Here is a 16,226-nt window from a genome sequence, read left to right as displayed (position 1 = left end):
AGGACTCCCTTGCAATTAGGTGCATTATTGACGTTGCTGGGCGAGATTTCCAAGATGCCTTGCACCGGGGGTGATAAAATGGCTGGCCGAAACTATCTGACAGGCGCGGAAGCGATGGTGCAGATGCTGGAGCGAAATGGCGTGCGCCATATGTTCGGGCTTTGTGGAGACACAACGCTGCCGTTCTACGATGCACTTTCGCGAATGGATCATGGGATCACCCATTTTCTGACGCGGGATGAGCGGCACGCCGGTTACATGGCGGATGCCTACGCGCGTGTGACCGGAAAGCCGGGCGTTTGCGAAGGTCCATCCGGTGGCGGTGCGACGTATATTTTACCGGGCGTCGTTGAGGCGAACGAAAGTTCAGTGCCGATATTGGCGATTACTTCGGACGTTGCGACAACGTCCGCCGGGAAGTATCCGCTCACTGAGCTGGATCAGGAGGCGTTGTTCCGTCCGCTGACCAAGTGGAATGCGTCGCTGGATAACGCCAGTCGGTTACCCGCTATGATGCGACGGGCATTTCGTGAAATGACAACCGGGCGACCTGGTTCAGTCCATCTGGCATTGCCGTTTGACACGCAGAAAAACGAAGTCGACGAGGCCGAGATCTGGATTGATCCGAACCATCAGAGATTTCCGGCAACACCTTCAGGACCTGACATGGCGGAGATCAGGGCGGCAGCGGAAGCGTTGCGAAATGCGTCAGCGGCCGTTGTCGTTTGCGGTGGGGGTCCGGTAATTGCCGGAGCTTTTGATGCGCTGCAAGAACTTGCCGAACTTCTGGATTTACCGATTGCGACGACGGTTTCGGGGCAGGGTGCTATTGCCGAAACGCATCCACAGGCCATTGGAGTTGTGGGATCAAATGGCGGTGTGGCTTCGACACGTTCAGTCGTCGATAGCGCCGATCTGGTTATGTATGTCGGATGCCGAGCAGGGTCCGTTACGACCGAGCGGTGGCGCAGCCCACCGACGGGAACAACGATTGTTCATATCGATAGCGATCCCGGCGTGATTGGCGCGAATTATCCAACTGATGTTTCTGTCGTGGCCGATGCGCGGCTTGCGTTAGAGGCGCTGGTTACGGAATTGAAATCTGATCCCGGCACCGGTCATGACGGAGCTGCGAAAGCTGCAAGTGCCTGGGAAGGCAAGTTGCGGGATTTTGCCCCCCTGGCCGACAGTGCAGAACGACCCATTCGGCCTGAAGCAGTGATGGCAGCGATGATGGACACGTTAGGTGATGATGCCACGATTGTTGCAGACCCCGGAACGCCTTGCCCGTATTTTTCAGCTCATTACCGGTGGCGAAAACCCGGCCGGCATTTCATTACAAACCGGGCGCATGGGGCGCTGGGCTTTTCATTGGCGGCTTCGATGGGCGCGCATATTGGACGTCCGGAAGCGAAAACCGTCGCCGTGATGGGCGATGGATCGTTTGGGTTCAGCTGCGGCGAGTTCGAGACGTTTGCGCGCTACAATATCCCTGTCACTGCGATTGTGTTTTCGAATGCAACGTATGGATGGATAAAAGCCGGGCAGGATTCCGGCTTTGGCAAGCGATATTACAATGTTGATTTCAATCGAACAGATCATGCCGCGGTTGCGCGGGCGTTTGGCGTGAAGTCGTGGACGGTAGAGGACCCGGCGCAACTGCGTTCCGTGATGCGTGAGGCTTTTGCGCACGATGGGCCGACGCTGATTGATATCATATCGCAACCACTGCACGAAGCGGCAGCACCAGTTTCAGAGTGGGTTGCCTGACGTGCGGGACAGAGGCGCTGCCATCGACTGCATGCGCGGAACAATCTGATCAAGAAATTGTTGGCCGATCGTTGAGATCGGGCGGTCTTTGGCGGTTACCACGGACATATCGATGAGTATCGCCGGCGCAAAGCGGCGCACGATGTAGCCTTTTCCATCGTCAGCGGCGAGAGTGAATGGATCGATCAGCGCTGCGCCAAGTCCCTGTTTCACAAGACTTAGGGCGTTTCTGAACAAATCTGTGTGGCTGCGCACCCTAAAGTTGGTGCCGGTGGAATGGAACGCCTCGCGGGTGCGGCGGCTGACCATATGGTCGGGGCCCATCACGATAAAAGGCGTGTCGTCCAGAAGTTCTGGTGTGATTACGTCATGTTCAGAAAGGGGACTGTCATTTGGCAGCGTTAGCAAGGTTTCGAAATAGAGCTCTTTGCGGTTCAGACCGTCGTTGCGAATCGGGCGTTCGCAGATGCCGATTTCGAACAAGCCGGCAGTGACCCATTCCTGGATTTTCGCGGAGTACTGTGAAGTGAACGCGATGGTGAGGTTGGGACGGTCTTTTACGAAAGTCGCGATTTCCTGAGGCATAAAGCCGAACGCGAGTGCGTGGGTTGAAGCGACCTGAAGCTGGCCCGCCTTTTGGTTTTGTAAATCCACCACCGCCTGATTGACGTGGTCGAGGCCCCGTACGACGGTATCAATTTCGTCAAACAGAACACTGGCTTCGGGTGTGGGGACCAGGCGACCACGGGTGCGTTCGAAGAGGTGCAGTTTGGTTTTGCGCTCGAGCTGGGACAGAAGATTTGAGATCGCGGGCTGCGAAATTCCAAGATGCTCAGCGGCGGCGGTAACCGTGCCTTTTTCGATGATGGCGTGGAAGGCCTGGAACTGGCGGAAGGGTGTGGACATGCATAGAACATATCACAAAATCTTATCGCTTGGCAAAATCATTGTATTGGAAATGATGAGGCAGGACGGGCAATCTGTCGGAAGGTTGGGCCGAGGGGGATATGGGCGCGCTGGATCAGAATATTGTTGGATACGACCTTTGGCATCTCTCGGTGCCAGTGGTCTCTGTTCGCGATCACGGCATCGGCAAAGTTGGTGGTGCCTGTGAGATAGTCGTGCTGCGGCTGACTTCTGAGGGTGGCGAAGAGGGGTTTGGCGAAGCGTCTCCATGGTCGGTTTTCACCGGGTCTCCGGAAGCGGCATATGCGGCGCTGGATCGCTATATTCGTCCATTTGTTGTTGGTCGGTCAGTTGCGGACAGCGCGGCAATTATGGCTGATGCGGCTCGCGCGGTTGCGTTTTGCACAGATGCGAAAGCAGCGTTGGAGTCGGCGCTGTTAGATTTGGCTGGTCGGATATCTGGCGTTCCGGTTCACGCCCTTTTGGGAGGACGTTGCCGGCGCGAGATACCTTTGTCAGTGTCGTTGGCAAATCCGGACTGGGCGGCGGATCGAGAATTGTTGGCGCGTCTGGTTGATGACGGTGTGGGCATTGTGAAGCTGAAAACCGGTTTCAAAGACCACGCTTTTGATTTGCTGAGGTTGGAGGAACTCGCTCAGGATTTTCCGACGATGCGGGTTCGGGTCGATTTTAATCAGGGTTTGGAACCGGACGGTGCGACACGCCGGGTTCAGGATATTGCTGCGTTCGAGCCTGAGTTCATCGAACAACCTGTGCTGCATCATCATTATGATTTGATGGCGGAAATCCGGGCCTCGATTGATGTGCCGCTTTTGGCGGATGAAAGCGTTTTTGGTCCAGAAGACATGACCCGTGCGGTTCGCGAAGGGATTTGTGATGGCGTGTCGGTCAAGACCATGAAAGCCGGTGGGTTGGTTCGGGCGCAGACCGTAGCGAGGATGGCGGCGACGGCAGGAATGACTGCGTACGGCGGAGACATGTTCGAGACTGGATTGGCGCATTTGGCGGGTGTGCACATGATCGCGGCGACACCTGAGATTGGGTTGGGCTGCGAGTTTTACCAAGCGAAATACTATTTGGAGACGGATATTCTGGAGGAATCATTCCCGTGTGAGGGTGGTTCTGTGCAGGTGCCAAGTGGGCCGGGTTTGGGGATCAGGCCAGATATCGAAAAACTAGGGCATTTCCGAGTATGAGCGGGCGTAAGACCATAGCGATTATTGGCGCGGGGATCGTCGGTGTGTCGACAGCAATATGGCTGCAACGCGATGGTCATGATGTGATCCTGATCGACAAGGAGGGCCCGGCTGCTGGCACTAGCTATGGAAACGGTGGTGTTCTTGCGTCGTGTTCAATGGTGCCGGTTACAGGTCCGGGGCTGATCAGCAAAGCACCTCGGATGCTTTTTGATCCGAACCAACCGTTGTTCCTGAAATGGGGTTATCTACCCAAACTTGCACCTTGGTTGATGCGGTATCTGGGTAATGCGAACGCCGCAGACACTCGGCGGATTGCTTCGGCTGTGGCGGGAATTGTCGGGGATAGCGTGGCGGAGCACCAAGCATTGGCGGCTGGCACAGGTGCCGAGAAGTGGATCGTGCCATCGGATTATCTGTATATCTACAATGATCGCGCTCATTTCGAGGGCGATGCATTTGCCTGGGGTTTGCGGCGCGAAAACGGTGTTGTGTGGGACGAGTTGGAAGGAGCCGATTTCAAGGCATATGACCCGGTGTTTTCGGATGAGCTGGGCTTTGCAGTTCGTTTAGAAAATCACGGCCGGATTTCGGATCCGGGACAATATGTCAAAGACCTTGCTGCTGCGGTGGAGCGTAGTCGCGGACGGATCGTAATTGGAACCGTGAGCGAGGTGGTTCGAGAAAACGGCACTGTTAAAGGCATTCGTGTCGATGGTGAGGCGATTTCGTGTGATGCTGTAGTTCTGGCTACGGGCGCCTGGTCCGGTCCGTTGGCCAAGAATCTGGGTCTGAAAGTGCCCTTGGAAAGCGAACGGGGCTACCATCTGGAGCTTTGGGAGCCGTCGAGTATGCCGAAGTCGCCTGTCATGGTGGCCAGTGGGAAATTTGTTGCGACGCCGATGGGTGGGCGGCTCAGGCTGGCAGGTGTTGTCGAATTTGGTGGGCTGGATGCGCCACCATCGAAAGGGCCAATTGGACTGCTGAGAAAGAATGCAAAGGCTGCTTTCCCGGGGATCACTTGGAAGCACGAGACGGAATGGATGGGGCACCGACCTGCGCCAGCAGATTCCATTCCCATTATCGGAGAAGTTCCCGGTGTGGCAGGAGCCTATACCGGATTTGGGCATCACCACATTGGATTAACCGGCGGACCGGTAACGGGCCGTCTTTTGGCGCAACTGATTTCGGGCAAGACACCAAACCTTGACCTGAGCGCCTATTCGCCCGCACGCTTCGCAGCGTGAGGATAACAAAAAGAGAAATAACCTTACTTAACTTGGGAGAACTAAAATGAAGAAACTGACAAGCCTTATGACAGCGACTGCGTTGACCGCAGCTGTGGCGATGCCTGCAGCGGCAGAAGTTTGGGATATGCCGATGGCCTATTCCGGTTCGAACTTTCATTCGGTAACGGGTGCAGAGTTTGGCGATTGTGTAACAACCGGCACCGGCGGTGAAATCGAGATCGTGACCCACCCTTCCGGTTCGCTTTTTAAAGGCGGCGATATCAAACGCGCGATTCAGACCGGTCAGGTGAACATTGGTGAGCGCCTGTTGTCCGGCCACCAAAACGAAAGCGCGCTTTTTGGCTTTGATTCGATACCGTTCCTTGCAACGTCGTTTGACGATGCTGACAATCTTTGGAAAGCCGCCAAACCATCACTTGAGAAGCTGTTGGCAGAACAAAATCTAACTTTGCTTTATGCAGTTCCGTGGCCACCACAGGGGCTTTACTTCCGCGACGAGGTTAATTCGGTTGCCGATATGGCTGGGATCAAGTTCCGCAGCTACAACAATGCAACGAGCCGCCTCGCGGAGTTGACAGGTATGTTGCCGGTTACAATCGAAGCCGCAGAGATCAGTCAAGCTTTTGCAACGGGCGTTGCTGACTCAATGGTCTCATCCGGCGCGACTGGATACGATCGAAAGGTTTGGGAAAGTTTGAACTACTTCTACGAGGTAGATGCTTGGTTGCCGCGCAACTACGTTATGGTGAACTCAGATTCCTGGAATGGGGTTTCTGAAGCAAACCAAAATGTCATGCGTGGATGTGCGACTTTGGCTGAGTACGCCGGAACTTGGCGTGCCAAGGAATACACCGGTTTCACGCTGCAAGGTCTTCGTGATGGTGGGATGACTGTTGCGCCCGCAAATGATGGGCTTCAGGGTGAGTTAAAGGCGATTGGTGAAACTATGACGTCTGAGTGGCTGGAAGCGGCTGGTGCAGACGGTCAGGCGATCGTCGATGCATTTAAGGGGATGCAGTAAGTAACAATCGGGGCGGCCTTCGGGTCGCCCCTTTTTTACCAACGAACGGAGGGACCCATGCGTGCGGTAAGAACCGGATTGGATTTCCTATATAACTTAACTGGCGTGGCGGCAGCGCTGTGCCTGATCGCGATCCTAGCGTTAATTGTTATCCAAATGCTTGCCCGCTGGACGGGTGAAGTGTTTCCCGGAGCGCCTGACTATGCAGGCTATGCCATGGCCGCGGCCAGCTTTCTTGCCTTCGCGAATGCTTTGAACAAAGGCGCGCATATCAGGGTTTCAATTGTTGTAAATGCGGTTGGTCCCACGCTGCGGCGGTTCATTAATATCTGGTGCTTTGGCATCGGTGCATTGGTCGCTTGGTATTTCGTCTATTACGCGTATCGGTTTGTTTATTTTTCTTGGAAATTCAATGATATCAGCCAAGGTCAGGACCGAACTGCCCTTTGGATTCCGCAGTCTGTCATGCTGTTCGGGGCCGCCGTCCTGGCAATTGCCTTAACCGACCATTTGCTGAGTCTGATCTTCAAAGGAGATCATCGGATCCAGCGCGAAGGCGTCGAAGAAAGCCACGGGGAATAGATCATGGAAGACCTGAATATCATCATTCTGTTCCTGTTTGTTTTGTTCCTGCTGTTGGGCTCGGGTGTCTGGGTAGGATTGGCCCTGATGGGTGTTGCCTGGGTGGGCATGGAGCTGTTCACGACCCGACCCGTTGGCGACGTCATGCTGACGACGATCTGGTCGGCCTCTTCTTCGTGGACGTTGACGGCCTTGCCGCTGTTCATTTGGATGGGCGAGATCCTTTATCGAACGCGATTATCAGAGGACATGTTTCGTGGCCTCGCGCCTTGGATGTCTGGATTGCCGGGGTCGTTGGTGCATACCAACATTGTCGGGTGCACGGTGTTTGCCGCCGTTTCGGGCTCGTCTGCGGCGACATTGACGACAGTTGGCAAGATGTCGATCCCGGAGCTTCGCAAGCGCGAGTATCCTGAGAATATGATCATCGGAACATTGGCCGGTGCGGCGACGCTGGGGTTGATGATCCCGCCGTCGCTTACGCTGATCGTCTATGGCGTGACCATTAACGAGTCGATCTCGAAACTGTTCTTTGCCGGCATTCTTCCGGGTTTGTTTTTGGCATCAATGTTTATGGCCTACGTGGCTGTCATGTCGAAGGTGTCTTCAAAGTGGAATCCTAAACCCGAGGCGGACATGACATTCGGGCAGCGGATTGCGAATTCTCGATTCCTGATCCCTGTAATTTGTCTGATCATGGTCGTGATCGGGTCGATGTATCTTGGCTATGCGACGGCAACTGAGGCGGCTGCGTTTGGTGTCATTGGGTCGTTGCTGCTGGCTGCAAGTCAGGGGTCGCTGACGTGGAAGAGCTTTACGGCAAGTTTGATGGGAGCGACGCGAACAAGCGCGATGATTGCGCTGATCCTAGCAGGAGCTGCGTTTTTATCTCTGTCGATGGGTTTTACAGGACTGCCGCGCGGATTGGCCGACCTGATTGCGACTTGGGAATTGAGCCGCTTTGAGCTTCTGATGGTGCTTTTGGTCTTTTACATCATTTTGGGGATGTTCCTGGATGGCATCTCGTCTGTTGTGCTGACAATGGCAGTGGTTGAACCGATGGTTCGGCAGGCCGGGATTGATCTGATCTGGTTTGGCATATTCATCGTCGTCGTCGTTGAGATGGCGCAGATCACGCCGCCGATTGGGTTCAATCTGTTTGTGCTGCAAGGCATGACTGATCACGAGATGGGGTTCATAGCGAAGGCTGCATTCCCAATGTTCCTGATCATGGTGGTGATGGTTTTCGTTCTGATCCTTTTCCCAGAATTGGCGACATGGCTGCCGGATAACATTCGAAAAGGGCCGGGAGGCTGACGTGACGTGATCTTATCCGCGCTGGAATTTGCTGCGCGGCACGGGCGTTGGTGTCTGATGTTGGGGCTGTTGGCCGGGCTGACTTTGCCCGGTTTGACGCTTGTGCTGCGCCCTTGGCTTCCGCCATTGATCGCTGGTTTGCTGTTTATTGCCGCGCTTCGAATTGGGCCAAGGGCGGCCGTTGGCGGATTGAGCGATGTCGGACGCACCTTGAGGATGGCCCTGATCTACCAATTGGCTGCCCCGATCTTGGCGTTGCTTGTCTTATTGGCTTTGGGGTTAAGTGCAGCGCCCTGGGCGGTGGCGCTTGTATTGGTGCTTTCTGCGCCACCGGTAACTGGCAGTCCGAATTTTACGATCCTGATGAACCGAGACCCGGCTATTGCCATGCGTCTCTTGCTGGTTGGTACAGCCATTTTCCCGATAGCAGCAATGCCGATACTTTGGCTTTCTCCAGTAGTTGAGACGCTTAACGGAGTGTTGATAGGTGCTTTCTGGTTGATGAGCGTCATATTTGGAGCCGTCGGTTTGGCTTTTTCTGTGCGACGCTGGGTTTGGCCGGAGGTCAGCGATCGTCACAAGTCAGCATTGGACGGCGCTTCGGCGATACTGCTGGGAGTTGTTGTTGTCGGACTCATGTCGGCCATTGGACCGGCATTGAAGAACAGCCCGACGGACTTCGCACTTTGGTTGGCATTTGCCTTTGCGTTGAACTTTAGCGCGCAAGCCATTGCGGCGCGATTTATGCCATTAGCCGACAGGTCAAAGGAGCAGACTGGCGCAGCCTTGGTTGCTGGCAATCGCAATATTGCGCTTTTCCTTGTAGCCCTACCCGAAGCCACGATGGAACCGGTGCTTCTGTTCATTGGTTGCTATCAGCTACCAATGTATTTGACGCCGATATTGATGCGCCGAGTTTTGACGAAAGGCACCTGAGACTGTCCTCAGGTGCTGTAATCAATGATTGTCCCTTGGTGTGCCCTTTTTGAGCGCGATATCCTGGTATTCAGTCGCGCCGCGAAGCACCATTCCTTCAGAGAACGGTTGAACACGCTCGCGGAACATTTCCTGCCATGGTGACTGGCTGTCGGGAGCGAATGGGCGTTCAGCCAACTTGGCGCGACGTGCATCAAGTTCGCTGTCTTCGATCAGCATGTCAGCGGTGCAATTGCTTAAATCGATGCGCACCATGTCACCGGTCTGCACCAATGCAAGGCCACCGCCGGCGGCGGCTTCGGGAGATGCGTTCAGTATCGAAGGAGATCCAGAAGTGCCGGATTGCCGACCATCGCCGACGCATGGCAACGACTGAATGCCCTTTTTTAAGAGGTATGACGGTGCGCGCATGTTCACGACTTCTGCGCCGCCGGGATATCCGATTGGTCCAGCGCCGCGCATGATAAGGACGCAATGCTCGTCAATCGCTTCGCTCTCATCGTCGATCCGCTTGTGATAATCTTCGGGGCCGTCGAACACGACCGCGCGACCTTCAAAGGCGTTGGGGGACTCCGGGTTGCTCAGATAGCGATTGCGGAATTCTTCCGATATTACGCTGGTCTTCATGATGGCGCTGTCGAACAGATTGCCTTTCAGGTTAATGAACCCAGCATCTTGCAGCATCGGATCTGCGACGGATTTGATAACGTCGTTGTTTGCGCTCCGCTTGTCAGTGCAGTTGTCACTCATCGATTTGCCGTTGGCCGTAAGCGCATTTGGATGTGGTAGCAAACCTGCTTCCAGTAACTCGGCGACAACGGCGGGTACTCCGCCTGCGTGGTGGTAGTCTTCGCCCAAATACTCACCGGCGGGCTGCAAATTGACCAGTAGTGGAACTTTGTGTCCCAGTTGCTGCCAATCGTCGTTGTCAAGCTGAATGCCCAGGTGGCGTGCGACCGCATTCAGATGGATCGGTGCATTGGTGGATCCACCGATAGCAGAGTTGATGACGATGGCATTCTCAAACGCTTCGCGGGTCATGATGTCTGAGGGCCGACGATCATTGTTTACCATCTCAACGATTTGCTGACCGGTGTGATAGCTGATTTGACCGCGTTCACGGTAAGGGGCTGGAATGGCTGCGGATCCCGGAAGCTGCATACCCAGCGCTTCAGCTAGCGAATTCATCGTGGTCGCTGTTCCCATGGTATTGCAGTAGCCAACCGATGGCGTGGAAGAAGCGACAAGCTCCATAAAGCCGTCGTCGTCGATCTCGCCGGCAGCGTGAAGCTCACGGGCTTTCCAGACAATGGTGCCGGAACCTGTGCGTTTGCCTTTGAACCATCCATTCAGCATAGGCCCGACAGAAAGCGCGATCGCGGGAATGTTCACCGTAGCAGCCGCCATCAGAAGGGCGGGAGTTGTTTTATCGCAGCCGATGTTCAGGACGACACCGTCGAGCGGATATCCGTAGAGCGTTTCGACCAACGAAAGGTAGGCCAGGTTGCGATCAAGCATTGCCGTTGGCCGCTTGCCGGTTTCCTGAATTGGATGAACCGGAACTTCTATGACAGTGCCGCCGGCCGCGATGACACCGTCGCGCACTCGTTTCGAAAGTTCGATGTGGTGCCGATTGCAGGGTGAAAGGTCGCTTCCGGTCTGGGCAATTCCGATGATGGGCTTTCCAGACTGAAGTTCTTCGCGTGTCAGGCCGTAGTTCAGATAACGCTCGAGGTACAGCGCCGTCATTTCTTGGTTATCGGGATTGTTGAACCATTCTTGTGAGCGAAGTTTAGGTTTTGTCACGGTACGATCCTGAAATTGGAATAATTGAGCTTTGGATTGCCCTATTCCAATCTAGAAGAGTTTTCCAGACCATCCAAATTCAGTTGTTTCTCGAAAAAGCACTGTATGGACCCGTTTGGCTGTTTTAACCGCATATTCAGACCTGAATACTAGCACGCTCCTGGGGCAGGAAGGTGTCGAGGGATGAGCGCTGGTGCAAATGCGCCCATTATCATCAAGCGAAAGAAGGTAATTGAAGGTGGCCATCATGGCGGCGCCTGGAAAGTTGCCTATGCGGATTTCGTGACGGCGATGATGGCATTCTTCCTGTTGATGTGGTTGCTCGGAGCAACAAACGAGAAGCAGCGAAAAGGTATCGCAGATTACTTTAACCCGACCATCCCGGTTAACAAAGTTTCGGGTGGCGGGGACGGAGCATTCGGCGGCGACAGTATCTTTTCAGAGTCGTCGTTGGCCAATCAGGGAACCGGCGCCTCCATGCTGCGCGCAACCGATCGGGATTCCGCAAGCGGCAGTTCGCGCGTCGACGAAGGCGAAGACGTGGATGCCGAGGCTGAGGAAGCGGCAAAACTGGATGAAGTTGCAGCAGCGCTTATGGGAGTCGGCGGCGAAAGCCTTGTCAGTGAATTGTTGGCTCGGCACATAATCACGCGCCTAAGTGATGAAGGCTTAATCGTTGAAATCTTTGATCTTCCCGAGGACCCGTTGTTTACCAGTGATGCAGATGCAACGGATACGTTGGAAACGCTGATCCGATCCGTCAACGAAGTTTTCAGACGGGCGAAAAATAGCGTCGCTATTCACGCGCATACAGCATCGGTTCCGGTTGTCAGCCTTGAGAACACAGTTTGGGAACGTTCGGCGGGGCGCACAAATACAGTGCGCAAGTTGCTACTTGAGACTGGACTAGAGTTGTCGCGGATTGCCCGGATTACCGGATATGGGGACAGCCAACCTGTTACCCGAGATCCGCTTGCGGTTCGTAACAACAGGATCGAGATCATCCTGTTGCGCAGTAAACTTTAAAGCACATCCAATTTTATACGTTAGGTCGCCGTTAAGTCGTGTGCGTTAGATCGGCTGTTGACCGGGGGTCGATGCAGCAGAAAGGCGCAACTCTATGACCATATCCTCCTCGCTAAATGCCGGTGTTGCCGGACTTGCGGCAAACGCAAGCCGCTTGGCAACCATCGCAGACAACATCGCAAACTCCGCCACATATGGCTACAAGCGCGCGGAAGCCGATTTTTCTTCTCTCGTCATCGAAAGCGGCCAAGGTAGTTACTCTGCTGGCGGTGTTCGTGTCACCACACAAAGGTTAATTGACCAGCCAGGCGCGTTGGCGACGACGAATAATCCGACTGACCTTGCTGTGCGAGGTCGGGGATTTTTGCCAGTTACGACAGAAAGCTCGCTTTTGAACACAACTGGTGATTTTCCGTTGTTTTTAGCAACCACGGGGTCTTTTCGTACTGACGAAGATGGCTTTCTTCGCACGAGTTCTGGCGTAACGTTGATGGGTTGGCCGGCCGATCCGGATGGAACAATTCCAACGTTTCCTCGTGATACTGGCGATGGACTTGTTCCTGTGCAGATTAATGTGAACCAATTTACATCTGAGCCGACCACTCGGATCGCCTTAGGTGTGAACTTGCCGGCAACCGAGACCGAATTTGGTGCCTCGGGTGACCAATTGGAATTGTCTGTTGAGTACTTTGACAATCTCGGCACATCGCAGAGCATCAATGTTGAGTTCACGCCAACAATCCCTGGCATTCCCGGCGCATCGAACACTTGGACCATGGTACTGAGCGATTCCGCGACCGCCGGGGCAGTCGTCGGGGAGTACACGGTTGTCTTTGATGACACCCGCGGATCAGGGGGAACGATCGCGTCTGTCACGACAGTGTCGGGCGGTGCCTATGATCCTGCAACAGGTGAATTTGCCGTGACCGTGGCTGGTGGCCCGATTGATCTTAACATTGGCGCTGTGGAGGTGGAACAGGGCTTACTCAGCTTTCCGATAGTTTTGCGCCAACATCTATTTCCAAGGATGGCTCGCCAGTTGGTAACTTGATTTCGGTTGAAGTTGACGCAAATGGATTTGTTCGCGCCAACTTTGACATTGGGATTACGCGCACGATCTACCAAATACCGCTGATCGATCTACCGAACCCGAATGGACTGATCGCTGAAGACAACCAAATCTACAGAACCTCTAACGAGAGCGGGACATTTTTCCTTTGGGATGCCGCCGATGGCCCGACTGGCGATATCGTTGGCTATGCCCTTGAAGAAAGTGCAACCGACGTAGCGGGCGAGTTGACCCAGTTGATTCAGACACAAAGGGCATACTCGTCGAACGCAAAAGTCATCCAAACTGTTGAGTTGTCTTTTGCCGTGCTGATTTTTTTACCGGTCGAGATTTGGTTTTGTGTATCAACAAGGTTTTGGTTGATGGTGCGCAAGTTCTGTAATGCAACCATTGCACTGGTGTTTGTTAGAATACTGGCCATTTGGCAGCCTCCTTTTCATGGCGATTTCGCCGAGGTTTCGGACCGTCTTTCAGACGTTTTCAAAGCCATTCTGACCTATGCGCTGGGCGCCCCCGGCATTCGCGCGCCATCAATGAAGATGCCGAGACAGCCTCGGGGGATTGTATTAAGAGTGTCTCAACATCCACACGGGGACATGCTGAGAGCGCATCTGTTTCTGTTTAAATGTTTACAGGTTTTGCTTAAGAGTCGCTGTTCTACGCGCAAGGGCTTGTCTCTGACCGTCGTGGGCGTAGGTCGTGTGGTCTCTCAGCGACTTCGCATCTTCGACTTGTCGAATCGCAGACTTCAACCCGCGCCCGGCGGCTTCCAGTAATGCAGTGTTCCTTTGACCTACAGCGGCTAAATTTTCCAGCTGGCTGACGGAAACAGACTTAGACGACATAATGTGACCGATGAGCTTGTTCTTCGTATCCAGGATGCGCTCAAGATCAAGTAGTTCGCCCGACAGAATTATATTCCTCTCAACTTCCAATAAGTCGAGCATTTCGTTGATCACGCTCACTTCATCTCTCCATCTCGTTTCATGAGTGACTGATAGATGGACTCTGCGAGGCCAATCCCACCTTGACCGACGATCAACTTGGCTTGCTCATCTATCAAAAATCCTGCGAATTGGTCTTCCCCAGACCCGCCGCCAAACATGCTGGGAGTCTTCGCCAACCCGGCAGTTTTTAACATTTCTGCTATGAACCCAGCTTCCAAGTCTCTGGCCGCTTGCCACATCGCTTCGTGCCGATCTGTCACAGCTAGTTGGGCTGACTGCCCGGCAATAACGTGCTCAATCATCCACTTTCCAACTATTACAAATTTTCTGTACTATCTCTGAGGGAAGTAAACATCTGGTAACCGGCGTTGTTTAGAGAAAGCGCCAGTGAACTTGGGTCAGAAGGTCCGTTGATGTTTCTTGGTGTTGTTGGCAGCGATGTAACCCCAAAGGGTGATAAAGAAGCAAAGATCACTCTGGCTGGGACTTTGGGGGTGCAAAAATCGCATCCCGCTCATCATTCAGAAACTGGATTTGCCGAATATTTGAATCTGGCGCCTGGGGTCGTCGGTGAAGATATTCAGTCGGCAAGTACGGAACAACTGCAAGAACTGTCGCTCAGTCGAGCAAACCAACCGGAAATCGAAAATGCTTATGCCCCACGAAAACAATCGGTGCCTGACGGTGAGGTCAAAAATGTCCTTGGCGAACAGAATGGTCCACATATCGTAGTGCCGCAGGCACGCCGGCAACGAGTTGATTCCTTTCTGTTGGAAACACCCAGAGTCGCCCACTCTGGTCGTCATTTGGAAACTGCGAGATTCTTTGGTGCACAGAAAAATCCGGTATCGTCGACAGTTGCTGCGGCGGCTCTCAGCCAATCAGTCACAAACGCCAACCATTACAAATCTGGTCAAAGTCCAGCCGCTGTTCGGGACAAATTGACAGCGCCAAGAAGTGGTGGCGGGCAAGAATCAATTGAGATGATCCCGAAGCCCATTTCGAATGCTGGATCAATGGTTGTGGCAATTGATGCAGGAGTTTTATCGGATTCAGCGAGGCACCAGGTCCCGAGCCGCACCATGGCGTTTCAGGAACCGATTAAAAGTATTCCTGTATCTGCGCTTTTGAAGTCATCGGGATCACCTCTGGAAACTGAACGCGCACATAAAACCGCGATTAGCATCACTTCGAACCAGCCGCCGCGCACACTCACCGAGATGCCTGGTCAATCTTCACCTCAGCCCCCCGCGGGCACATCATTGGACGTCGCAGTTCGTCCTGCTGAAGCAAAACCTGATAATTTTGCGCTTCCGATCCGATCTGAAAGCCGACGAGGGCAGCCGCGCGACGCGCCCATCAAATTACTCCGGACCGCAACTATCAAGTGCAGAAAGAGTCGCAGAACCCGGACGCCAGAATGCTTTGGTTCCAGACAGCGACACGCCGCCCGCAAACCAACGTATTCCGCTGGCTGCGGAGCGTCTATCAATGCCAGTCAGCGATGCTCAGCACATTGGCGATAGCTTTAGGCCGGGGAACGACCGATCCAAAGAACATGTTCCAATCTCTCGGTCCACGAAAAACTCCTCAACTTTCCCGGATTTCGCCGTCCGATCGCGACCAATACACGCGCGCGGCCCAGAGGTTGCAAACCTTCCCACCATTGTTGCAACACGGTCGACCCCGTTTGGCCCCGATCCGATTGTTGTTCTAGGTCGCCATCACTTCGAACCGGCAAATTTTGGGAGTACGCAACAATCAAAAAATCACGGGGCATATGTAAATACTATTCCGACCGGCTCTCAAACAGCCGTCAGCCTGTCTTCATTTATTAGTGTTGAGAAAGGCGTTTCCAACGAAACTGCAGCACCACTGGCTGTTGACGCGGAAACAACTGAGTTCGTTCTGCAATCTACAAAAACTGAGTCAACGCATCGTGCCACGGATGTGCCGCGCCAGACCCCTTTTTCAGTATCACCTCGGGAATTGACCGGACAAGTTGCCGAGGCGATAAAAATCGTCGGCGACAAAGTCATTGACGTTCAACTTTCTCCGAAGGAACTCGGCCATATAAGGTTGTTGATGAGTCACGCCGAAGCCGGTTTGATGATTGCTATTCATGCCGAACGACCGGAGACGATGGAGTTGATCCGCCGACATATTGATTTGCTGACGCAGGATTTACGAATTCAGGGCCATCAAAATATTAACTACTCCTTTGCTGATGAAAAGACGGGCGACCAGAACCGTCCGTCACCTCGGGAAAACCAATCGTTAGAGCAGGGCGTCTATAGCGAGAAGATGAACCCCGTGCAAAATTCTCATCGCACAACGCATCAATCGGAAGGGTTGGATCTCCGACTTTAGGAAAAGAGT

At 53.9% G+C, this 16,226-nt stretch carries 12 protein-coding genes and 1 pseudogene; 10 read left to right on the top strand and 3 right to left on the bottom strand.

Translation table 11 applies throughout. The features are described from left to right. Positions 1-78 precede the first annotated feature (78 nt). The gene (locus GKR98_06925; GenBank protein ID QMU57954.1) at positions 79-1,770 is read left to right on the top strand and encodes a thiamine pyrophosphate-binding protein; all 1,692 of its coding nucleotides are present in this window, start codon (positions 79-81) and stop codon (positions 1,768-1,770) included. Here the strand turns inward: GKR98_06925 and GKR98_06920 are convergent. Further along, positions 1,753-2,676 (bottom strand): LysR family transcriptional regulator, encoded by a 924-nt coding sequence (locus GKR98_06920; protein QMU57953.1) that lies wholly within the window; start codon positions 2,674-2,676, stop codon positions 1,753-1,755. The two genes, GKR98_06925 and GKR98_06920, sit on opposite strands and share 18 nt — an antisense overlap. Before the next feature lie 101 nt (positions 2,677-2,777). Between GKR98_06920 and GKR98_06915 the strand changes: the two genes are divergently transcribed. Genes GKR98_06915 through GKR98_06890 form a run of 6 tightly spaced genes read left to right on the top strand, consistent with a single transcriptional unit; the run spans position 2,778 to position 8,999 of the window. Continuing rightward, complete coding sequence (locus GKR98_06915; protein ID QMU57952.1) at positions 2,778-3,893, top strand: muconate cycloisomerase; 1,116 nt, start codon at positions 2,778-2,780, stop codon at positions 3,891-3,893. Further along, positions 3,890-5,140: an FAD-dependent oxidoreductase gene (locus tag GKR98_06910; protein QMU57951.1), complete on the top strand. Its 1,251-nt coding sequence runs from the start codon at positions 3,890-3,892 to the stop codon at positions 5,138-5,140. The genes GKR98_06915 and GKR98_06910 overlap by 4 nt, the downstream gene beginning before the upstream one ends. Before the next feature lie 46 nt (positions 5,141-5,186). Continuing rightward, entirely contained in the window at positions 5,187-6,164 is a 978-nt protein-coding gene (locus tag GKR98_06905) for a C4-dicarboxylate ABC transporter substrate-binding protein (protein ID QMU57950.1), read from the top strand. A gap of 57 nt (positions 6,165-6,221) precedes the next feature. Further along, positions 6,222-6,746, top strand: a complete 525-nt coding sequence (locus GKR98_06900; protein ID QMU57949.1) for a TRAP transporter small permease subunit — start codon at positions 6,222-6,224, stop codon at positions 6,744-6,746. A gap of 3 nt (positions 6,747-6,749) precedes the next feature. Continuing rightward, a complete protein-coding gene (locus tag GKR98_06895) occupies positions 6,750-8,063 on the top strand; it encodes a TRAP transporter large permease subunit (GenBank protein QMU57948.1) in 1,314 nt (437 codons plus the stop codon). Between the two features lie 9 nt (positions 8,064-8,072). Then, complete coding sequence (locus GKR98_06890) at positions 8,073-8,999, top strand: hypothetical protein (GenBank protein QMU60000.1); 927 nt, start codon at positions 8,073-8,075, stop codon at positions 8,997-8,999. A 21-nt stretch (positions 9,000-9,020) separates the two neighbouring features. Here the strand turns inward: GKR98_06890 and GKR98_06885 are convergent, their stop codons facing one another. Further along, positions 9,021-10,805 carry a dihydroxy-acid dehydratase gene (locus GKR98_06885; protein QMU57947.1) on the bottom strand — a complete coding sequence of 595 codons (1,785 nt, stop codon included), beginning with the start codon at positions 10,803-10,805 and terminating at the stop codon, positions 9,021-9,023. Positions 10,806-10,988: 183 nt separating this feature from the next. On the opposite strand from GKR98_06885, the gene GKR98_06880 reads away from it, so the two are divergent. Next, positions 10,989-11,831 carry an OmpA family protein gene (locus GKR98_06880; protein QMU57946.1) on the top strand — a complete coding sequence of 281 codons (843 nt, stop codon included), beginning with the start codon at positions 10,989-10,991 and terminating at the stop codon, positions 11,829-11,831. 94 nt (positions 11,832-11,925) lie between these two features. Continuing rightward, a pseudogene (locus GKR98_06875) lies at positions 11,926-13,676 on the top strand (flagellar hook-basal body complex protein). A 185-nt stretch (positions 13,677-13,861) separates the two neighbouring features. On the opposite strand, the gene GKR98_06870 reads toward GKR98_06875, so the two are convergent. Then, complete coding sequence (locus GKR98_06870) at positions 13,862-14,149, bottom strand: hypothetical protein (GenBank protein QMU57945.1); 288 nt, start codon at positions 14,147-14,149, stop codon at positions 13,862-13,864. Positions 14,150-15,338: 1,189 nt separating this feature from the next. Between GKR98_06870 and GKR98_06865 the strand changes: the two genes are divergently transcribed. Further along, positions 15,339-16,217, top strand: a complete 879-nt coding sequence (locus GKR98_06865) for a hypothetical protein (protein QMU57944.1) — start codon at positions 15,339-15,341, stop codon at positions 16,215-16,217. The last annotated feature ends 9 nt before the right edge of the window (positions 16,218-16,226 follow it).

Origin of the sequence: Boseongicola sp., assembly GCA_014075275.1 — a bacterium.
GTDB lineage: Bacteria > Pseudomonadota > Alphaproteobacteria > Rhodobacterales > Rhodobacteraceae.
This window is presented reverse-complemented; position numbering and strand designations above follow the sequence as displayed.